This window comes from Paenibacillus sp. YYML68 (assembly GCF_027923405.1).
Taxonomy (GTDB): domain Bacteria; phylum Bacillota; class Bacilli; order Paenibacillales; family NBRC-103111; genus Paenibacillus_G.
Genome location: NZ_BQYI01000001.1, coordinates 2,830,504 through 2,852,646, shown reverse-complemented (window position 1 = coordinate 2,852,646; position 22,143 = coordinate 2,830,504). Strand labels below are relative to the sequence as shown.

14 protein-coding genes (1 of these 14 only partly in view) are annotated in these 22,143 nt (G+C 51.6%); 11 read left to right on the top strand and 3 right to left on the bottom strand.

Features of this window, described 5'->3' with window-relative positions:
* Positions 1-93 precede the first annotated feature (93 nt).
* The 6 genes from PAE68_RS12845 (at position 94) to PAE68_RS12820 (ending at position 6,585) form a co-directional block, all read left to right on the top strand.
* Positions 94-2,214, top strand: coding sequence for a hypothetical protein (locus tag PAE68_RS12845; RefSeq protein WP_281887497.1), 2,121 nt, complete (start codon positions 94-96; stop codon positions 2,212-2,214).
* 94 nt (positions 2,215-2,308) lie between these two features.
* Positions 2,309-3,418, top strand: a complete 1,110-nt coding sequence (locus tag PAE68_RS12840; RefSeq protein ID WP_281887496.1) for an efflux RND transporter periplasmic adaptor subunit — start codon at positions 2,309-2,311, stop codon at positions 3,416-3,418.
* The gene (locus PAE68_RS12835) at positions 3,415-4,104 is read left to right on the top strand and encodes an ABC transporter ATP-binding protein (protein WP_281887495.1); all 690 of its coding nucleotides are present in this window, start codon (positions 3,415-3,417) and stop codon (positions 4,102-4,104) included. The genes PAE68_RS12840 and PAE68_RS12835 overlap by 4 nt, the downstream gene beginning before the upstream one ends.
* Positions 4,101-5,315: an ABC transporter permease gene (locus PAE68_RS12830; protein WP_281887494.1), complete on the top strand. Its 1,215-nt coding sequence runs from the start codon at positions 4,101-4,103 to the stop codon at positions 5,313-5,315. The genes PAE68_RS12835 and PAE68_RS12830 overlap by 4 nt, the downstream gene beginning before the upstream one ends.
* A 17-nt stretch (positions 5,316-5,332) precedes the next feature.
* Positions 5,333-6,112 carry a thioesterase II family protein gene (locus tag PAE68_RS12825; protein ID WP_281887493.1) on the top strand — a complete coding sequence of 260 codons (780 nt, stop codon included), beginning with the start codon at positions 5,333-5,335 and terminating at the stop codon, positions 6,110-6,112.
* 191 nt (positions 6,113-6,303) lie between these two features.
* Entirely contained in the window at positions 6,304-6,585 is a 282-nt protein-coding gene (locus PAE68_RS12820; RefSeq protein ID WP_281887492.1) for a DUF1294 domain-containing protein, read from the top strand.
* Positions 6,586-6,992: 407 nt separating this feature from the next.
* Here PAE68_RS12820 and PAE68_RS12815 read toward each other — a convergent pair whose 3' ends face one another.
* Positions 6,993-7,172 (bottom strand): hypothetical protein, encoded by a 180-nt coding sequence (locus tag PAE68_RS12815; protein ID WP_281887491.1) that lies wholly within the window; start codon positions 7,170-7,172, stop codon positions 6,993-6,995.
* 218 nt (positions 7,173-7,390) lie between these two features.
* On the opposite strand from PAE68_RS12815, the gene PAE68_RS12810 reads away from it, so the two are divergent.
* Entirely contained in the window at positions 7,391-8,959 is a 1,569-nt protein-coding gene (locus PAE68_RS12810; protein ID WP_281887490.1) for an esterase/lipase family protein, read from the top strand.
* Positions 8,960-9,070: 111 nt separating this feature from the next.
* On the opposite strand, the gene PAE68_RS12805 is transcribed toward PAE68_RS12810, so the two are convergent.
* Positions 9,071-10,099 (bottom strand): cytochrome d ubiquinol oxidase subunit II, encoded by a 1,029-nt coding sequence (locus PAE68_RS12805; protein WP_281887489.1) that lies wholly within the window; start codon positions 10,097-10,099, stop codon positions 9,071-9,073.
* Position 10,100: 1 nt separating this feature from the next.
* Complete coding sequence (locus PAE68_RS12800) at positions 10,101-11,432, bottom strand: cytochrome ubiquinol oxidase subunit I (RefSeq protein ID WP_281887488.1); 1,332 nt, start codon at positions 11,430-11,432, stop codon at positions 10,101-10,103.
* A gap of 235 nt (positions 11,433-11,667) precedes the next feature.
* On the opposite strand from PAE68_RS12800, the gene ectB reads away from it, so the two are divergent.
* The 4 genes from ectB to PAE68_RS12780 all read left to right on the top strand — a co-directional run.
* Positions 11,668-12,942, top strand: coding sequence for a diaminobutyrate--2-oxoglutarate transaminase (ectB, locus tag PAE68_RS12795; protein ID WP_281887487.1), 1,275 nt, complete (start codon positions 11,668-11,670; stop codon positions 12,940-12,942).
* Positions 12,943-12,975: 33 nt separating this feature from the next.
* Positions 12,976-14,772, top strand: coding sequence for an ABC transporter ATP-binding protein (locus PAE68_RS12790; RefSeq protein WP_281887486.1), 1,797 nt, complete (start codon positions 12,976-12,978; stop codon positions 14,770-14,772).
* Positions 14,750-16,558 (top strand): ABC transporter ATP-binding protein, encoded by a 1,809-nt coding sequence (locus PAE68_RS12785; protein WP_281887485.1) that lies wholly within the window; start codon positions 14,750-14,752, stop codon positions 16,556-16,558. The genes PAE68_RS12790 and PAE68_RS12785 overlap by 23 nt, the downstream gene beginning before the upstream one ends.
* A 64-nt stretch (positions 16,559-16,622) precedes the next feature.
* Positions 16,623-22,143: the start of a non-ribosomal peptide synthase/polyketide synthase gene (locus PAE68_RS12780; RefSeq protein ID WP_281887484.1), read on the top strand. The gene runs 21,824 nt beyond the window's last position; 5,521 of the gene's 27,345 nt are visible here — the first part of the coding sequence; its start codon is at positions 16,623-16,625; its stop codon lies beyond the right edge, outside the window.

Sequence of the window (22,143 nt, the reverse complement as noted above, 5' to 3'; positions counted from 1 at the left end):
ATGGTGAAAAAATGTACTCTTATGTAGAATGGTATGGTAAAATATGCCTGACCCAAAGCGTGATGATTACAGAGAGGGAAGAGGGATCCATTGATGAAATCGAAATCCAAGCTGAAGCATCGGAGATTAACGGCGCTTGCCTTATCCGTTACGCTCTCGCTGGGCACGGTCACACAAGCGTGGGCGGCTGGCGCTGCTCCGGCTCCGAATGTACTCGGCACGGTCAAGCTGGCCGGGACAAGCTACTTCGAACTGAATGACGTACGTGTTATCGCGTCAGACAACGGCAAGTTTGCAACATTCACGATTACGGTGCACAATGCGGGCACAACGGATCTGAAGCTGGTCGATTACTGGATTCGTCTGCAGAGCAAGTCGGGTCAACGCTTCACCACGAAGCTATTGCCTGCAGATAAGGACAAGATGCGGATTGCCCCAGGCTCCCGTACCGAGCTCACTTATTATGCCAATGTGAACGAGACGACCAAGCTGCACGATCTGTTGGTTCAATTCATACAGTGGGATTTCACGCAGCCGAATTTTGAGCGCAAGCTGGGCGAGGTCGCCGTGCCTGCTCATTATAACGGTGTGTATGCGTCGGACGCGGCAGCACCTGTCGCTGCGGGGGGCAACGAGCTCCACGCTTCCATTAGTCGGTACGTCAGCAATAAGAATGAGAAGTATCATGTACCGAGCTTATATGTCAAGCTTGAGAACAATGGCCAGCATGCGGTGAAGGTGCCAGCGTACATCTTTTACATCCGTACCCAAGATGACCTCTTGTATCCGCTCGAGGTGAAAGGTCTGAAGGAGCTGGAGATTAAGCCGAAGGAGACGAAGGAGCTGACGCTGTCCGGAACGATACCGGTTGAAGTGGCGCCAGGCGGCTGGGAGCTCCTCATCACAGAGAGCGTACCGGACCTGAAGCGCAATGTCGAGCTGGCGGCCTTCGCGTTGCCTGCCGAGTTCCAGGGTACCGAAGGAAGCCTAGGCAAGCCTTACACGTTCAAGGCGAAGGATGGCGTATATACCGCTGCCCTCCAATCGGTTCAGCGTCTTCCTTGGGATAATCACGATGTGCTGGCAGCAGACCTGACGCTGCGCAATACTGGGAATAAGTCGTTGCCGATTCCGAAGCTGAAGGGTTACTTCATGCTGGATGACGCTGTCAAGATTGAAGCTACTCTTGTGAAGCCGTCTGCCGTAGTCGGGCTTGCAGCCGGAGAAGAGACGAAGCTGCAGCTTGCCGGCAAGGTACCGTATACGAGCCAGTTCAAGAGCATCAAGCTCGTGCTGCAGGAACAGGAGAGCGACACAGCTGTGACGGATGTGCTCGAATTCACGACGCTGGCTGACGTTCAGCCGATTCCAACGCTACCTGCGTTCGAAGCTCATGAGGTTCAAGACATCGGACGCCGTGCCAGCTACAAGATTCGCGCAGCTAATCAGTATAACGGTAACACCGGCTCCGTATTCAACGCGGAGGTGGAGGTTGCGAATCTGGAGAAGCGCATAGCCCCAGTGTCGAAGCTGGTTGCTCATTACCGTACGCCTGATGGTACCGTATTGCCGGCCTCCGTCATGGAAGTAGCCAATAAGATCAGCCCAAGCAACACGGCGCTGCTCCACGTATGGGCGCACGTCCCGCAAGGGATATCTACCGATAATTTGCAGCTTATTGTAGGTGAAGCTGTATCATCGGGACAGCTCAGCGAAGGGACAGCGATACCGGATTCGTATGTGAACCCCGTGGCATTCAGTCTGCCAGCCGAGAAGCAAGACGTGAAGAGCGGTCTGAAGAATGTGCAGGCGTATCCATACACGGTGTCGTTCAGCCGCATCTCGACAACGGTCGAGAACAGCACGTTGACCTTGAAGTTCGATTATGATATTACCCGTACACCGTTCGTCACGACGAATATGGATGGTCATAAGCTTGTTCTCGTCTTCAAGGATTCCTCTGGCGAGCAATCGTTCGAGAAGTCGTTCGATATGAAGGATATCGACCCGGCTGCAGGCGATACAGCGGATGCACCTTTGTCGAAGCTGAAGCTGGGCAAGCACAGCCATTTCAAGATTCAAGTGACGGACCCAGATCTGATCTACAAATCGTCGTACCTGAATAAATTCAAGCTGAGCTTGTACGAAGAGTTCCAAGGCGGCCGGAAGCTGCTGGCTGAGCAAGATGTTTCGTGGTTCACGACAACCGACTAATGCGCCTGCACGCTTGATGAAAGCTAAGGCATGTGCGTGATGCTCGCTTTCTGATGATGATGCCGGGCTATTAACAGATAGGGAGAGAAACCTTGTGCTGAAAAAAGTGCTTTGGGGCTTGCTTGCTGTTGTACTCATCGTGATCATACTTATGCTGTCTGGGGTAATTAAAGGAGATATCAATACAGGCGGTGCACAGGTGAAGGCTGTCGCTGCCGAGGAGGGCACGATCACCAGAGAGGTGTTTGCCAGCGGAAAGATGGAGTCGAAGGAAATTAAGGAGCATTACTTGTCAGCTCCTGGACATGTCAGTCAGATCTTGGTCAAAAAAGGCGACACCGTGAAGAAAGGCCAAGAGCTGCTCAGACTGAGTACGACGGACCTTGAGGAGAAGCTGAAGCAGGAGCAAAGACAGGTTGCCCTGTATACAGCCGAGCAGGAGAAATTCATCAAGGACGAGGAGCGCACGCGCAAGGCGGCGTTCGAGACGATGAAGACCGAGGTTAGCGAGTCGGGGGCGCCGCAGACTTCAACCGTACCGGAGCGGAGCACAGCAGACCTGAAGCTGTACGCGCTCAAGATTCAGCATGCGAAGGAGAACATCGCACTTCTGGAGGCAAAGCTGTCGAACAATAAGGTGTTTGCCTCGATTGATGGTGTCATTACCGATGTTCTCGTGAAGGAAGGCCAGGAAGTAGTGCAAGGGACTCAAGCGTTCGTCGTTACCAATGTGAGTGCACTCCAGGTTAAGGCGAACGTCGTGGAGATGGATGCAGCCATTGCGAAGACGGGCATGGAGGTCAAGGTAAGCGGAGATGCCTTCCCTGACGAGTATAAGGGAACAATCACTTATATTTCACCGGTTGCCAAAGTATCTGAGGTTGATTCCCGGGAAACCGTCGTCGAGATGATCGTCGATCTTGCTCAAACTGCCGAGGTGCTGCGTCCGGGACTGAAGGCAACGGTGCAAATTACAGTCGATAACGGCAAGCATGTGCTCGGACCTCTGAGTGCGATCAAGCGCGACGGACAGCAGTCGTACGTGTTCAAGCTTGTGGACGGCAAGGCGGTTAAGACGAATGTAAGGCTTGGTGAGGAGGATGATGAGAAGGTAGAGCTGCTGGAAGGTGTGCAGGCAGGCGACCAGCTCATCGACGCACCAGCATCCTCGCTGCAGGATGGAGCGCAGGTGGTCGTACAATGATTACGTTAGAAGGCATCTTCAAAACGTACCGCAACGGACCGCTGGAGGTACAGGCGCTTAAGCCTACTTACCTGACTGTGGAGAAGGGCGATTATGTGGCGATTATCGGACCGTCCGGTTCAGGTAAATCAACCTTAATGAATATTCTCGGATGCCTCGACATACCATCAGGAGGCACCTATAAGCTCGATGACCAGGAGGTACAGTCGTTGAGCGAGAAGGAGCTTGCTCGTGTGCGCAATCAGAAAATTGGATTCGTCTTCCAGAACTTCAATCTGCTTGCGCGCCAGTCGGTTATTCGGAACGTCGAGCTCCCAATGGTGTACGGCGGCGTTGCGCCGAGCCGCAGAACGGAGATTGCGAAGAGCTTGCTCGAGAAGGTTGGTCTTGGCAGCCGACTGAATCATAAGCCCAATGAGCTGTCGGGCGGACAGAAGCAGCGGGTTGCCATTGCCCGTGCGCTTACGATGAATCCATCGATATTGCTCGCTGACGAGCCGACCGGTAACCTGGATCATAAATCATCGCATGAAATCATGAATTTATTCACCCAGCTCAATAATGAAGGCTCCACTGTGATCGTCATCACGCACGAGATGGACATCGCTGAGCATGCGAAGCGTATTCTTCGATTCGGGGACGGTGAGATTGTCGAGGACCGTCGTAAGGAGAGTGAAAGTGCTTGAACGTATGGCAAAACTTAATGATTTCACTAGACAGTCTTCGTGTCAACAAGATGCGCTCTCTGCTTACGATGGTTGGCATTATTGTCGGCGTCGCGTCTGTTGTTCTCGTCGTGTCGATCGGGCAAATCGGCCGGGGCTCGGTCGTCTCCGAGCTTGCTAAATATTCGTCGGGAGTGTTCTTCGTCAGTCCGAAGCCGGGTACGGCTAAGGGAGACAGTATTGAGCTGACAACGAATGACATTCGAGAAATTAGCAGGCTGGAAGGTGTTCGCGATGCAACGGGCTCGCTGTATATGACGCTCGAGGCTCAGCAGCTGCAGACGTCGGATGAGAAGCTGATGTTTAACGTCACTGGTACGTTTACCGATTTCGCTCGCTTTTACAACTTCAAGATGGAAGCGGGTCGGATGTTTAATATCAACGAGCAGAAGACGAGACAGAAGGTCATTATCGTCGAATCCGATTACGCAGTGAAAGCATTCGGTTCATCTGAGCTTGCTATTAATCGCAAGGTGAGCTTCAAGAATGGTAACCGATACGAGATTGTGGGAGTATTCAAGTCGGATAAGTCGCTGTTGGCCGGCTTAACAGGTAATTCCTACAATGCCTATATGCCTTATGATTCGATGCCTCTGCTTAAGGAAGGCACCAATTATAAGCTGTCCGATCTCATGATCATATCTGATGCTACTAGTACGGAGGAGCGTGACAAGGTCGAGCGTTCCATTCTTAAATATGCGGCACAGAAGCATAAGGCAGAGGTTGAAGACTTCCAGATTCAGAAGGTCGAGGATTTCCAAAAAAGCTTGGATATGATCTTCAACGTCATGCAAATATTAATCGGCTCGATCGCGGGCATCTCGCTTCTCGTTGGCGGCGTAGGCGTCATGAACATTATGCTCGTCTCGGTCACGGAGCGGACGAAGGAGATCGGTACGCGTAAGGCGATCGGTGCGACGCCGAGCTTGATTCTGCAGCAGTTCATGATGGAAGCTATTATTCTCTGCTTTATCGGCGGTATGCTTGGCATCGGCTTCGGAGCGCTCGGCTCATTCTTATTCGCTGCTATTACGCAGTGGGAATTTGTGCTGTCCGGTGGGACGGTTGTGCTAGCGTTCGGCTTCTCCGCTGCAGTCGGTCTGTTCTTCGGATGGTATCCAGCCAAGAAGGCGGCGAACATGCAGCCGATCGAAGCGTTGCGTTACGAATAAAAGGAGGGAATTCGAGAGTGTCTGACTTGAAGCTGATGAACGCCTGGGTGTTCAACTCTATCGTGAATTCACGGGCGGAGCTGCGTCTCTTCTGCTTGCCTTATGCAGGCGGAGGGGCGTCTCTCTATCGCGATTGGCAGCGCATGTTTCCGAAATATGTGGACGTGTGTCCGATTCAATTACCCGGTCGGGAAAACAGGGGCGCGGAGCAACCGCTAAGCGATCTCAAACAGGTTGTTCAAGTGATGGCGAAGGCCATGAAGCCGCTTCTCGATCGTCCGTTCATCTTGTTCGGACATAGTATGGGCGCATTGCTCAGCTATGAGCTGGCTCAGGAGCTCGATAGACAATACGGTGTGAGACCGATGCATCTATTCGTATCAGGTAGTACCGCACCACATAAGCGGACACCTGGCAAGCTGATGCACAAGCTGCCTGACGATCAGTTCAAGGCGGAGCTGCGTGCGTTGAACGGTACGCCGGAGGTGCTGCTTCAGAACGATGAGCTGATGCAAATCTTGCTTCCGCGCATACGTGCCGATTTCTCCATCTGCGAGACGTATCAATATGAAGAGAGACCTCCTCTCGCTTGTCCGATTACCGTATTCGGCGGGGCGAAGGATACAGGTGTGAATCATACGCGCCTCGATAGCTGGAAGGATCGCACGACCGAAGCGTTCGAGCTGCATATGTATGATGGTGACCACTTCTTTATCCACGAGGAATACGAGTCCATGATCGATTGTATTGCAGGACATATTACAACGTTCCGGACGCGTCCGGTTGGAATGGTGTAAGATAGGATACAACATGATAAGTCGAGAAGAGCCCATTGCTTGCGGTATGCAGGCATGGGCTCTTCTTATTGAAGGCTACAGTAAGAAGGGATTAGTAGCAGCTATATCGAATCATGTATCTAAGGTCGGCAGTCTATGCTTCTGAGTGGAAGCAACTGGAAGAAGCGTAGCAGAAGCAAGGGGGATATTGAATGCTCGCATTGGCAAGTTATGTACTCATTATGAATGTACTGGGCTTCATCATGATGGGTGTAGATAAGCAGAAGGCACGTAGGAAAAATCGCCGTATCTCTGAGAAAAGATTATTTGTCATTGCCCTCGCATTAGGTGCGGCTGGTGTATGGCTAGGAATGCAAATATGGCGTCACAAAACGAAGCACGATTCTTTCATCATCGGTATTCCGCTTCTATTTGTGCTTAATGTGCTATGTATCTATGTAGTGCTAAAGCAGTTCTATGATCCGCAGCTGTAGCTTGCTACAGACTGGACCAAGGTCCAGTATCCCTCTTGTCCTTAGAAGGGTGACGTATGCGCTGTGTTATGTTGCATTAATGGAAGAATATGGTTGTCTAATCAATGAGGGGGAAATCAAGGTGCAAGGAAGATGGATTACGGGTATCGTTCTCGTGCTGCTGGGTGCGCTTGTCCTATTGTTGCAAAACAAGTCGTTTGGAGTAGATTCACTTCTTGCGCTTTTTTGGCCGACATTGTTAGATGTATGGAGCAATCGTAAAAAAATAAACCGCAGACGTCCCGAGGAGGACATCTGCGGTATTTTTTTATCCTCTGTCATAAGGCGACTCCATCAAGACGTTCATGTTTGCGGGCGGATCTCGTTGAAGATAGCCGAATGGTGCATATAGAGTGTATGTAGAGGTATTATTCCGAGATGCCGCACTTCTTAGCAAGCGTTGGCCAGTAGATGACGAACAGCTCCTGCCATCGGTCCTCCGGCAAGATTCGCAGCCAGTTTGCGATCTGATTCAAGCCCATTGTATCGAGTACTTGAATGGCGTAATCCTTTTGCCCTGTCGTGCATAGCTCCTTTGTTTCGGTCAAGGGAAGTCAGCTCCTTTATCAAATCATCAACCATCATATATATATGCGCCTATTTCCGGATTTGACAATAGATTTTCAAAGATTTTAAATAAATTTTTCGTGAATTTGGTTCATTAGTTGAAATTATATTAACATTTACTTAATTCAAAGTTAATTATACCCATATGTTCCTTGCTTTATAATAGAGTGGATTCTAATTTGTAAGGAGGAGAATAAAGTTGAAGAAATTGTCGTCGCTATTCCTGTTCGTTCTCGTCGCTCTTCTCATCCTAGCTGTACCGGCTCAGGCGGGTGTGCTTAATCCGACCACGGGCGGCACACCGGGATCTTGGACGAAGGGAGCAAATCCTTCCACGATCGATCCGAAGAAGCCTGTAGTCCTATTTGTGCACGGTCTGAATGGCAGTGCAGGGTCCTGGTATGACACAAGCGATATGTACCAGACGGCGTTGAACAACGGCTACCAGACTGCGTTCATCAATCTGCATGACGTGACAGGCACAAGCCAGAGCATGTGGACTAACGGCAAGCTGCTTGCTGACAAGATCCAGGAAATCAGCACAAGCTTCGGTGGTAAGAAGCTGGTCATCGTCGCTCATAGTAAAGGCGGTGTTGACTCCCAGACGGCACTTGTGCACTACAATGCGTATCCGTATGTATCGAACGTCATCACACTCGGCAGCCCGCATCACGGCTCCCAGCTGGCGGATCTTGCCTACAGCAGTGAAGCAAGCTGGCTGGCGGACCTGCTCGGCTCCTTGAGTCCGGGAGTGTATGCGATGCAAACGTCGTACATGTCGTATTTCCGTTCGGTCACGAACAATCATGCCAATGTGAATAAGAACAAGTTCTACACGATTGCCGGCAACAACTACACGTCTGGCAGCTTGTCCGAGTTCTTCGGCGGGTTGTACTTGTCGAGCTACGGCTCGAATGATGGTGTTGTTACGGTGAACAATGCATATTTGCCTAACGGTACGATGCTGAAGGTCGGCAATTGGACGCATTCCCAGGTTAAGACTTCGGCAACGTTCAGCACGTTCAAGCCTTATCTGGTAATGGCTACAGCTGCGAAAGAAGACAGTAAGCTGGTTGAGATCGCAGCCTCGAAGGATAAGCAAGCTCATCACGCGGCTGAACCGGTAGCAAGCCAATCGTATATGAAGGGCGGACAGATCAACGGTCAAGCTGAGGAAGTGTTTTACGTCGAGAATGACGTCGATGCTATCAAGCTGGACTGGATCAGCAGTCATCCGATGGATTCCCTAACATTCACAGGACCGAACGGTAAAGTGGAGAAGGCACAAGTCACGACTGCTCAGGATGATCAAATGCTTAAGGGCGCATGGCACCATACAGCTACAATCGCGAAACCAAAGGCTGGTGAGTGGAAAGTATCGGCTAACAGTGGACAAGCTGGCGCATACTTGTTCACAGTTGGCTTCGAAACGAAGGGCAAGTCGGGTATCAAGGCTGCTGAGGAGCAAGGCGGCAAGAAGCTGAAGCTTCAAGGTGAAGGTCTGAAGTCCGAGAAGACGAAGGTGTCGTATCGTGTTGATTATGTAAGCGAGCAAGAAGGCAAGAAGGAAGGTAAGCAGTCGAAGAAGCAGCTGAAGAAGCAGGAGAATGCTGACATTCAAGAGCTGAACATTCCTACGACTGAAGGCAGCGGCGTCTACAGCGTAACAGCTGAGATCGAAGGCGAGACTACGGAAGGCTTCAAGTACAAGCGTACATTGGTTAAATCCGTATACGTAGATGAGCAAGGCAATACGTATACGCCTTAACGATTGAAGCTGGCCGATTACCGGTGTCTGTCCAGACAGACACCGGTTTTATTATGCACACATGTTGATGATACGCTGGTAATACACTTATATGCTTGCTTTAAGTAACGTCTACTCTGGTCGTAGGTAGCGCTTATCCTTCAGGAACAGCTTCCAGAACCAGTAGAATACAGGAGCGAGCACCGCAGTGCTTAGGGCGTAGCCGATTAGCAGTGAGCGGAACATGACAGCGTTCGTGAAGCCCTCGTCAATGGTCAGCTCGGGGTAGATCATATATGGCATATGTGAAGCGCCATAGGCAAAGCTAGCCAGTGCATACTGGATGACGACCGCCACGACGGCGAAGCGCGGGAAGCCGATGCGACCATCCGCCTTACGCCACCACAAGGAGCTGTAGCCGAGCGTGAACGCTGCAGCTGATAGTGCGAACCAGAATGTATGCTCCTCGAACCGAGACACGATCCATGCCGCCTCGGGTGCCATCGTTACAGTCGTAAGTACTGCCATCCCTAGCGTAGCAGGACCCGTAATGATCGCCAGCTGACGATATATGCGATACGTCGCCTCATCCTCCGCTTCTCGTGAATAGTCGGCGAGGAAGAGAGCGGACAGGAATAGCTCGGATGTCAACCCGAACCCAAGATGGGCGTATTCGGTCGGTGAGCTGAACAGCTTGGCAAGCTCCAGATGCGGTACTCCGTCTACGATGGTAACGAAGCCGCCAAGCGTTACGGGCAGTACACTGACGAGCAGCGCGGGGATCAACAGCCCTGTAATGCCGGAGATGATGTTGAGCGTGCGGCTATATTTTTTGACCGCATAGGCGTATACCATGAATGTGCTACGGATCGTAAGCAGGATCAGGGCGAGACAGACCGGCAATACGAGAATCGTACCGACCAAATACATCGCCTTCGGGAAAAATCCGACTAAGGCAACGACCAGAAGCACCAGAAAAACGTTCGTAACCTTCCAGGTCGGCGACAAAAAACGGTTCGCGATGATCGCAGCGTTGGTGTCTGAATTTTTCCGATCAAAAAGCATCGCCCAAAAGCCTGTCCCAAAATCAATCGATCCGAGAATCGAATAGATGAAAATGAATACCCACAGGATGGCAATCGCGATCGTCACATCGTTCATGCTAGTGTCCTCCCGTCGATGCCAGCTCCGGTGCGACCGGATGGCGCTTGAAATAGTAGCGCATGACGGCTATGGTGACGACGAGTAAAAATACGTACACCGAAAGAAAGAGCACGAACAGCATCCCAAGGTTCTCTGACTTCGTCGCTGCTTCTGTCGTTCGCTGCACGTGATAGATCGTCCACGGCTGACGTCCTGTACAACTGAATATCCAGCCTGTCTCGATGCCAATCATCGATAGCGGTCCGGTCGCGATGAGCGCGAGCAGCGTCCAGCGAGGGTACGGTCGCTTCAACAGAAGCCGGTAGGCGAGTGGGGCGAATGCCATCAGAATGAGCAGCGTGCCGATTCCGACCATGATGTTGAACAGGGTATGGATATAGAGTGGCGGCCATTCATCGCGTGGAAACTCGTTCAAGCCCTTCACGACGCCGTCGAAACGGTTCGTTGCCAGAAAGCTGAGTGCCCACGGAATTTCAATTCCACCATGGATCTCTTGTGTAACCGGATCGACTCTTCCGAATATCGCAAGCGGAGCATAAGCCTGTGTCTCGAACAGTCCTTCTGCGCCGGCCAGCTTCTCGGGCTGGTAATGATGCAGCATTTGAGCTGTAGAGTGGCCGTTGACTGCTGTGCCGACCGACATAATACCGCCGATGAGAAGGGCGATGAACATGCTTTTTCGATGATAGGCGTATTCCCTCTCGGACTTTCCCTTACGCAGAAGCTTGTAGGCAGCAACGGAGGCGATGGCGAATGCGCCCGTCATGTAGGCGGAGCTCAGCACATGTACAGAAGTCGTCCATACACTTGGATTGAAGACGGCTGCCCAAGGATCGACATCCGTTATTTGACCATTGATCACATTGAAGCCTCTCGGTGTATTCATCCATGCGTGAGCGTCTGTAATAAGAACGGCCGAGGCGCTCGCTCCGATGGCGACGAATATGACGCTGACAATTCGCATCGTAGGGGGGAGGCGGTCTGCCGCATAGACATAGATCGACATGAACAGCGCTTCAAGGAAGAACGCCCATATCTCCACCTGAAATGGGAGTGCTATAACTTGACCGACATATTCCATGAAGCCGGGCCACAACAGCCCTAGCATGACGCCTACGATCGTCCCCGAGGGGATGGCGACGCCAAGTATGATCGCAAAGCCTCGAGTCCAGCGCTTAGCCATTGTTGAGTAGTCGGGGTCCTTCTTCACATGGAACAAAATTTCGGCCACAACAATCATGAGTGGAATGCCGACCCCTAGTGTAGCAAAGATGATGTGAAACGCCATCGACGACCCAAACAACGATCGGGCCAGCATTACCGTATCCATTGTGAAAGCCACTTCCTTCCTTCTTTGATCGTTAGGATTGGAAGATCGTGCATTTTTTATGCAGCCGTCGACTCCCGAAATATTTTAACTATTATTGTCATATTGTTTAGTTTAGAACGACATTAATACAAATTTTACTTAATTAATCGGCATTATTTGCTATAATGTCCTAGGATGAGATTCCATTTAATGGGGTGCTTGGCGATTAAACCCGATCCGACTGGAGGATAAAGAAATGAACGTATTTGAACAATTTGAATCCAACGTGAGATCTTACTGCAGAAGCTTCCCGGTTATATTCGATCATGCGAAGGGGGATTTGTTATATTCTGAGACTGGTCAGCCGTATATTGACTTTTTTGCCGGTGCAGGCGCGCTCAATTACGGTCACAATAACGATTATATCAAAGAGAAGATTGTGGGTTACTTGAATTCCGATCGGATTATGCATGGATTGGACATGCATACCGCCGCCAAAAGAGATTTCATCGACACCTTCACGCGTCTAATCTTGAAGCCGAAGGGAATGGAGTACAAGCTTCAATTCTGCGGACCGACAGGTACGAACGCTGTTGAAGCGGCGTTCAAGCTGGCACGGAAAGTGAAGAAGCGGACAGGCATCTTCGCCTTCATGGGCGGCTTCCACGGCATGTCACTCGGTAGCTTGTCTGCGACTAGCAGCAAGTCGATGCGGGCGGGCGCGGCCATTCCTCTGGACGGTGTCACCTTCATGCCGCATCCGAGCGGCAAGTTCGCTGATATGGATTGTTTGACATACATGGAGAACATTCTGCTTGATTCCCATTCCGGTATTGAGAAGCCGGCTGCTATTATTCTTGAGACTGTGCAAGCAGAGGGCGGTATTTATGCGGTGGATGTAGAATGGCTCATTCGTCTGCGGAAGCTGTGCACCGAGCACGACATTCTATTCATCGCAGATGATATTCAAGTCGGCTGTGGCCGCACAGGTCCGTTCTTCTCCTTCGAGCGCGCAGGCATTCAGCCTGATCTTGTGACGCTGTCCAAGTCGATCGGAGGCTACGGTCTACCGATGTCGCTGCTCTTGCTGAAGCCTGAGCTCGATATTTGGGGACCGGGCGAGCATAATGGAACGTTCCGCGGCAACCAGCTGGCGTTCGTTGCGGCGAAGGCGGCGATTGAGTTCCGTCAGCTGTCCGAGCTGGAGGAGCAGGTGAAGGAGAAGGAAGCGTTCGTTCAACATTATCTCGAGACGGAGATTAAGCCTCTGCATCCTGACATTACGATTCGTGGACTCGGCCTCATCTGGGGCATAGACGTATCTGCATTCGCAGATGAGGAGAAGGCTGGCCGGATGACGAAGCTGTGCTTCGAGAACGGACTTATTATCGAGCGTGCAGGTCGTAACGATACCGTGCTGAAGATTATGCCGCCACTGACCATCAGTATGAAGCATCTGAAGGACGGCTGCGACATTATTCGCTCTAGTATGCAAGCAGTAATCGCTCAGCATGAGCTCGTAGCTCATTAAACCGAATATCCGAACGGAGGGAGGTCGTACACGGTGTCAGGCTCCAAGCGCAAGCCCGTATTTCGCAGACTCATCCGCTACACGAAGCCTTACACGTTCTGGGTTGCGCTGACGGTTATCGCATCTCTCGTCATAGCTGCCATTGATATTATTCTTGCTGAATATATTAAAAGATTAGTAGACGGCCAAATTCAGTCCGCGTCCGAAATTATTAAGATTATCGCGGTACTGCTGGTGGTCGGCATTCCTTGCAGATATATCATCAAATATGCGTCTGCCCGGTTTAGCGTCAAGGCGCTGCGTGATCTGCGCAACCAGCTTGTACGAAGAATTGGCGACATGCCGGTGTCAAGTGTGGAAAGCAAGCTGAGTGGAGATCTTGTTTCTCGACTGACGAACGATACGGCTATTTTGCAAAACTTTTTCATTCAGCAGTTTGCAAATTTGTTCTATTTGCCCGTCGTATTCGTCGGTGCCCTCGTCTTCCTTCTCATGACCAGCTGGAAGCTGGTGCTGTCCAGCATCGTGCTCTTGCCGGTCGGTATGGCGATCGCCGCCTTGCTTAGCAATTCGATGCGCTCATTCTCAGAGGAGCTGCAGAAGAAGGTAGGCGGGCTGAACGCTCTGGCACAGGACAGCATCAAGGGCTTGCCGATTATGAAGGCATTCAATATGCAGGCTGTATTTATTCAGAAGTACAGCTTGCTCATCCAGGAAGCCGTCAATCAGAGCTTGAAGCTCGAAAGACGATATGCGGCGCTAGGACCGGTCGGTATTCTGTCGTTATCAGCGCCTATCGTATTCGTAATTATTTACGGTGGACATCTCATTAGTATAGGGGAACTGAATGCGGGCGGAATCGTCCTGTTCCTCTACCTGCTCACCTTCATCATGCAGCCGATTGCGTTGGTGCCAGCGATGTTCGCCCAGATTGAGGAGGCGTCGGGTGCGGCCCGGCGTCTGTTCGAGGCACTGGATTGGCCGAGCGAGCGTCAATCTGGGAATAGTGAGCCTGTGAGCTCGAAGGAAATTCCTGTTCAATTTACGAATGTCACGTTCAGTTATAACGAAGATGCACCGGTGCTGGATCAAGTTAGCCTGGAGCTAAGAACGGGTGAGAAGGTCGCCATCGTCGGTCCGAGCGGTGGAGGGAAGTCGACGATCTTCAAGCTGCTGTGCGGGTTCTATGAGCATCAGGAGGGACAAGGTGAAATCCGAGTGTTCGGCCGATCGCTGCACGAGTGGGACTTGACATCGCTGCGCGCTCTGCTCTCTATGGTCTCACAAGAGTCATTCTTGTTCCCGACCACAGTTGCGGAGAATATCGCGTACGGACATCCCGATGCAACTCGTGAAGATGTTATGAAGGCGGCGAAGGCGGCTCATGCGCATGACTTCATCATGAAGCTGCCAGAAGGCTATGAGACCGTCCTGCAGGAGAGAGGGGGCGGGCTTTCCGGTGGTCAGAAGCAACGGATCGCGATCGCCAGAGCTTTCCTGAAGAGTGCTCCGATCTTGCTGATGGACGAGCCAACCTCTGCGCTCGATACGCAGTCGGAGGCGCTCGTGCAGCAGGCGCTGGATCAGCTGATGGCGAATAGCTCAGTGCTCGTCATCGCACACCGGCTGTCGACCGTTCTGTCCGCAGATCGAATTATCGTGCTGGACCATGGTCGAATCGTGGAGAGTGGCACACACGAGGAGTTACTGCAGCTGAACGGCGTATATAAGCGGCTATACTTATACCAGCTTTCATTGGATGACGAGACCGGCAGTGTGTCACGCCTAGATGAGAGGAGTGAGGACAATGCCCTTAAAGCAAGCGTTTGACGATTACCGTCAGCTTATGTCTTTTATGAAATCACGTCGTAAATCGTACTATATTGGTCTGTTCGGCGACAGTGCGGTGAATGCAAGCCTGACGATCATGTTTTCTTTCGTCATTCAATTTCTGCTGAACTTCGCCGTTCATCAAGACCCGGCCGAGCTGCAGAAGGCTGTCTATCTCGTAATCGGCACTGTACTGTTGCTTAGCTTAACATCTCCATTATGCACATATATGTACTTGCGTAGCATTAAGATCACGATGGGAGATATTCGCAAGGCGTTGTATTCCCATATCGTGAAGCTGAACTCCAGAGCTGTCGAATCGAGACATTCCGGTGACCTGCTGTCCAGGCTGACGAACGACGTCCAGACGATCGAACAAACGTACGGCGAGCATATGAAATCGATCATTTCGCAAGTACTCGCGTTCGCAGGCTCGATTGTGGTGCTGTTCATTCTGGACTGGCGCTTTGCCATCGTGCTCATTGTGCTAGGCGTGCTGTCCGTGCTGCTGAATACCCGGTTCGCTGCCCCGATGCGGCGCATTAGCGACAAGCTTCAGCTTCAGCTAGGTGAGCTGACTGAGCGTCTAGGCGATCTGATTGCTGGACTTACGGTTATTAAGATGTTCGGATTGAAATCTATTGTTACGAAGCTATGTACGAAGGCAAGCGATGAGGTTAGTGAGTCCGGGGTTAAGCAAGGACATCAATCCGGATTATTGGAGTCAGGCAACTTTATTATTCAGTTCTTAAGCTTAGGCGGGGTGCTGCTGATCGGCTTGATCTTCGTCTCCCGTAACCAGATGGAGCTCGGGATACTTGGACAGATGGTGCAGCTGCAAAGCGGCATCTCCTTTATGTTTTTACAGCTTGGAGCTGCGGTCACGCTGATGCAGCAGTCGTTCGCCGGTGTGGCTCGCGTACAAGAGGTGCTGAGGGAACCTGTAGAAACTGAGCGAATGCTCGAGCCAGCGCATTCTGAGCCAAGTAAGGAGCAGGGCGGAGTAGCTCTTAAATCTTCCTTGCATGTAGAAGCAGCCATTGAGCTGAACCGTGTGACGTTCGGCTATACACCGGAACGACTGGTGTTAAAAGAGCTGTCGTTAGTAGCACGAGAGGGTGAAGTGACGGCGATCGTCGGACCGAGCGGAGGAGGCAAGAGCACGCTGCTCAAGCTGCTGCTTGGATTTTATCCTGTGGAGCAAGGTCTTCTGTCCTTCTATGGGCGGCCGGCTTCACAGTATACATTGAAGGAAGTTCGCGATTTGATCGCCTATGTGCCTCAGGAAGCGACTTTGTTTCACGGTACGATCGCGGATAATATCCGATTCGGGTTGCAGAACGCTACCGATGAGGAAGTGCAGGCGGCGGCGGAAGCGGCGTTCGCGCATGCATTCATTCAGGAGCTGCCTGACGGCTACAATACCCTCGTCGGAGAGAGCGGAGCGAACTTATCTGGCGGTCAGAGGCAGCGAATCGCGATTGCACGAGCATTGCTGAAGAACGCGCCGATATTACTGCTGGATGAAGCGACCTCTGCACTGGATGCAGAAGCGGAGTATGCGGTCAAGCAGGCGCTAGACAAGCTGATGGTTGGACGTACGACGCTTGTCATCGCCCATCGCCTGTCGACCATTGAACAGGCTCACTCGATCTGCGTCATCGCAGACGGTCAGCTTCAGGAGCAAGGCACTCACGAGCAGCTGCTTGCGCAAGGCGGCTTATATGCAGAGCTGTATCAGCTACAATTCCGGGCTTCCCCAATGGAGGAGTCTGCAGCCGTATAGATATACACAATAGATAGGAGTGTACATAATGGTGCAGGGAACAAAAAGGAGCACGAGGAAATCGATGCAGTCAGCCTTATTGACTCAGCCTCAGCAGCGGATCTGGTATACGGAGCTGCTGTACCCGAACACAAGCCTATCCGTGCTAACAGCTACAGTCAGGATTCAGGAAAAAATTGATCTCGAGCTGCTTAAGCAAGCGATTTATGCAGCTATTCGCGAGAATGAAGCATTCCGCATCAAAATAACGGTTGAAAACGATGCACCGAAGCAATATGTAGAGGCGTTCCAAGAGAAGCCGCTGGACATATATGATTTTAGTGATCATCCTCATCCGAGAGAAGCAGCTTACGCTTGGCTCGACGCCCATATCCCGAAGCCTATCCCAATACTGGATTCGGATTTGTCTTTCTTCGTGTTGCTAAAAATAAGCGAAAATGAAATCTGGTACAACTTCAAGATGCACCATATTATATCTGACGGTGTATCGATGGTTATGGCGATTAACCAAATCGCGCATACCTATGCAGCTATGGTTAAAGGGACTTATGAAGAAGTTTCTCGACCTGAATATCTCGAGCTTGTCAAGGTTGAGAAGGATTATGAGGAATCTGATCGTTATCAGAAGGACAAGAGCTTCTGGTTCGAAAAGTTCAGTGTTTTACCTGAAGTGACGGGACTAAAGGCGTACAATCCTCTTACACTTAGCACAGAGTCCAAGCGATATAAGATCAGATTGGAAAACTCGTTGTTCCAGCGTGTAAGAAGCTTCTGCGATGAACATAAAACGAGCTTGTTCACCTTCTTCCTTGGGGCCTTCTATGTGTACATGCACAAGGCAACGAATCAACAGGATATTTCGATCGGAACTGCTTATGCGAACCGGACGTCGAAGAAGGAGAAAGAAACGATCGGGATGTACGTAAGTACAGTACCGGTGCGAACGCAAGTTGACCCGAATGCTAAGCTACTAAGCTTCCTTCAAGTCGTGACTAAGGAACAATCTACCATTCTTCGTCATCAACGTTATCCGTATAACAAGATGATTCAAGATTTACGCGAGATTTATGCTTATAGTGATGTACAGCGCTTGTTCGGGATTACGTTGCAGTATCGAACACTTGGATTCACGCAGTTGGATGAGATTAGCTACGAGGTTGACGCTCCATTCAACGGAGCAACAGGCAGCGACTTCGACGTTCACGTGGTGGAGATGTTAGATGAACAAGAGTTGGAGGTCCTTGTAGATTACAGAATTCATCTGTTCAGCGAGACTGAAATTTCTCGTATGATCGAGCAGTATCTGAATGTAGTCAGTCAAATTGTAGAAAGCCCGAGCGTCACGATTAAAGAGCTTTCCCTACTAAGCAAGGAAGAGCAGCTGTATATCATGAATGTGCTGAACGATACAGCCGTCGAATATGAAGTGGGCAAGACCATTCATCAGCTGTTCGAGGAGCAGGCGGATCGCACACCGGAGCATATCGCACTTGTGTTCGGTGACCAACAGCTTACTTACCGTGAGTTGAATGAAAAGGCGAATCAGCTGGCACGCACATTGCGCACGAAGGGTGCAGGACGTGATCAGCTCGTTGGTCTGATGGTCGAACGATCACTAGAGATGGTCGTCGGCTTATTAGCTGTGCTCAAATCAGGTGGCGCTTATGTGCCAATTGACCCTGAATACCCGCTAGAGCGTATTAAATACATGCTCGAGGATTCCGGCGCGAAGCTGCTGCTCACTCAGGAGCGCTTGCTGGATCGTGTTGCTTATGATGGCCAAGTCATCAACTTGGACGATGCGAATGCATATAATCAAGACAGCTCGCCGCTCGAAGCGGTGTCCGGGTCCAACGATCTTGCTTATGTGATCTATACATCCGGTACGACAGGTAACCCGAAGGGGGTTATGGTTGAGCATCGTGGTCTCGTAAGTCTGAAGACGTACTTCGCGAGCACGCTCGGTATCACACCCGACGATAAAGTGTTGCAGTTCGCCAGCTTCTCCTTCGACGCTTCTGCGTGGGAGACGTACATGGCGTTATTCTTCGGTGCTGCCTTGTATGTTCCGGAATCGTCCGTCATACTGGATTACCACCAATTCGAGAGCTACATGTCGGAGCATGCGATTACGGTCGCAACGTTGCCGCCTAACTATGCGTTGTACCTAGATCCGATGCGCCTTCCTTCGCTTCAGAGGCTCGTTACAGCAGGCTCGGCTTCTTCAGCTGAGCTTATCGAGAAGTGGAAGGGACACGTTACTTACATTAATGCATATGGTCCAACGGAGGATTCGATCTGTTCGACGGCCTGGACTTGTCCAACTGACTGGGATCGTTCGAAGCCAATCACAATCGGCGGTCCTATCCACAACCATCATGTTTATATCGTAGATGCTGAACATCGGATGCTGCCAATCGGAGTTGCCGGTGAGCTCTGCTTGGGCGGCGTCGGCTTAGCGCGAGGGTATTTACACAAGCCGGAGCTGACAGCAGACAAGTTCATCGATAATCCGTTCGTTCCGGGTGAGCGCATGTACAAGACAGGTGACTTGGCTCGGTGGACGGCTGATGGCAATATCGAATATTTAGGACGAATTGACCATCAGGTCAAAATTCGCGGGTATCGTATTGAGCTCGGCGAGATCGAAGCGCAGCTGCTCAAGCAATCGGATATCGTTGAGACGATCGTTGTCGCACGTGAGGATGAGGGCGGTCAGAAGCAGCTCGTCGCCTACTATGTTGCTGAGGCGCAAGTATCGGCTGCACAGCTTCGTTCCTTCCTCGGACAAGAGCTGCCAGCATACATGATTCCGTCGTTCTTCGTACAACTGGAGCAAATGCCGCTTACGCCTAACGGAAAAATTGACCGCAAGGCGTTACCTGCTCCGGAAGGAGCGGTTCAAGCTGTCTCGGCGCATGCCGCTCCACGCAATGAGATGGAAGAGCTGCTTGCCAGTGTATGGGAAAAGGTGCTTGGCGTAGCAACGGTCGGCATCTACGACCATTTCTTCGAGCTCGGCGGCGATTCGATCAAGTCGATTCAAGTATCGTCCCGTATGTTCCAAGAAGGCTTCAAGGTGGAGACGAAGCATTTCTTCCAATATCCGACCATTGCCGAGCTGAGCCCGCATGTTCAAGCGGTAAGCCGTATGGCCGATCAAGGCGAGGTTAGCGGTTCGGTGGGGCTGACTCCGATCCACAAGTGGTTCTTCGAGCAGCAGTGGGCGGATCCGCATCATTTTAACCAGGCGCTTATGCTGTACAGACAGGATGGCTTCGAGGAGACGGCGCTACGCAAGGCGATGCATCAGATTGTGGTTCATCATGATGCTCTGCGTCTCGTATATTCAGTGTCTGAGGATGGTAGGGGCTATCAGGCATGGAATCGGAAGGCTGACGAAGGTGAGCTGTTCTCGCTGGAGGTCATGGACTATACGGCGGCATCTGTCAGTGAATCCGAGATCGAAGCGAAGGCGACAGAAATTCAAGGCAGCATCAGCTTAACCGAAGGTCCGCTCGTGAAGCTGGGCTTGTTCCGCTGCGCAGACGGCGACCACCTGCTCATTGCCATTCACCATCTGGCGGTAGATGGCGTATCGTGGCGTATTCTTCTGGAGGACTTAGCGACTGGATATGAGCAAGCGGTTAAGGGAGAAGTGCTTAGCTTGCCGCTCAAGACCGATTCGTTCCGGCTGTGGGCAGAGCGATTGGCAGAATACGCCGACAGCGATGCGTTGGAAGAGGACCGCTCGTATTGGAGAGCTCTTGAGCAGCGTGATCTTCAGCCACTCCCTAAGGATGATGAGGTTAGGGAGACGCTGATCGAGGATAGCGAGGTCATCACCGTCGCTTGGAGCGAGCAAGAAACTGAGCTGCTGCTGAAGCAGGCGCATCGTGCCTACAATACGGAGATGAACGACCTGCTGCTTACTGCATTCGGTATGTCTATGCAGGCGTGGTCCGGACAGGAGCGTATTCTCGTATGTCTCGAAGGTCACGGCCGCGAGGACATTATTTCTGATATCGATATGAGCCGGACGATCGGCTGGTTCACGAGTCAATATCCGGTTGTACTCGATCTGTCGGGCGCAGACTCGATGGGTCGACACATCAAGACCGTTAAGGAAGATTTGCGCCGCATGCCGAAGAAGGGAATCGGCTATGGCATTCTTAAGTACTTGAGCGAGCTGGAGGAAGGCGAAGCTTATACGCTCGCGCCTGACATTTGCTTCAACTACTTGGGACAATTCGACCAGGATTTGAAAAACAGTGCGATGTCGTTCTCTCCGTATTCAACAGGAGCTTCGATTAGCAGTCGTGCCGGTCGCGCCTTCGCACTCGACTTGAACGGAATGATTGCGAACGGCTCGCTGTCGATGACGATCAGCTACAGCAAGAAGCAGTTCCGCCGTGAGACCGTGGAGCGCCTTGCCGGTCTGCTACAGCAATCGCTCAGCGATCTGATTGCCTACTGCACATCGCAGGAGAATACGGAGCTGACACCAAGCGACGTGACGCTGAAGGGGCTGTCGCTGGATGAGCTGGAGCGACTCGTTGAATCGGTCCGTCCTGTCGGTGAGCTGGAGGACGTCTATACGCTTTCCCCGATGCAGAAGGGAATGCTGTTCTATAGCTTGATGAACTCCAAATCGGGGGCTTACTTCGAGCAAGCTACGTTCGACTTGAACGGTACGTTCCGCCCAGAGGTGCTGGAGCAAGGGCTGCAGTCACTCATGAACCGTCATTCGATTCTTCGCACGAACTTCTTCAATGGTGTGCTGGAGCAACCGGTGCAAGTCGTCATGCGCGAGAAGAAGGCGGCGTTCCATTATGAGAATTTGAGTCGGATGGAGCCGGATGAGCAAGAGGCCTACATTCATGCATTCTGCGATGGCGATAAGCAGCAAGGCTTCGATCTCACTACGGATCCATTGCTTCGGATGGCGGTTCTGCAGCTGGATGAGACGTCCTATCGCATTGTATGGAGCTTCCATCATATTCTGATGGATGGCTGGTGCTTGTCCTTGCTCATGCAGGAGCTGTTCGAGACGTACTTTGCGATCGTAGAGCAGCGTGAGCCGAGATGGCACGAGGTGCTGCCGTACCGCGCATACATCGAATGGCTGGAACGTCAAGATCAAGAGCAGGCGCTTCAATACTGGGGCGAATATTTGTCAGGCTATGAGCAGGATACAGCACTGCCGAAGACGGCGTTGTCCCATAGTGGCAAGCCGACAGAGTACGCGCTTAAGAAGCGCTCGTTCCGCCTGAGCCGCGAGCTGACGGATCGGATGAACTCCGTTGCACAGCAGCAGCATGTGACGCTGAATAACTTGCTGCAGTCGGTGTGGGGCGTTATTTTACACAAATATAATAATAGTAACGATGTGGTGTTCGGGGCAGTCGTGTCCGGTCGTCCTGCAGACATTCCGGGCGTACAGACGATGATTGGTCTGTGCATCAACACCGTTCCGGTGCGTGTGCGCAACGACGAATCGGCAAGCTTCGTCCAATTGCTTAAGCAGACGCAGCACCAGGCCGTAGCTTCACAATCGTACGACACGACGCCACTGTATGATATTC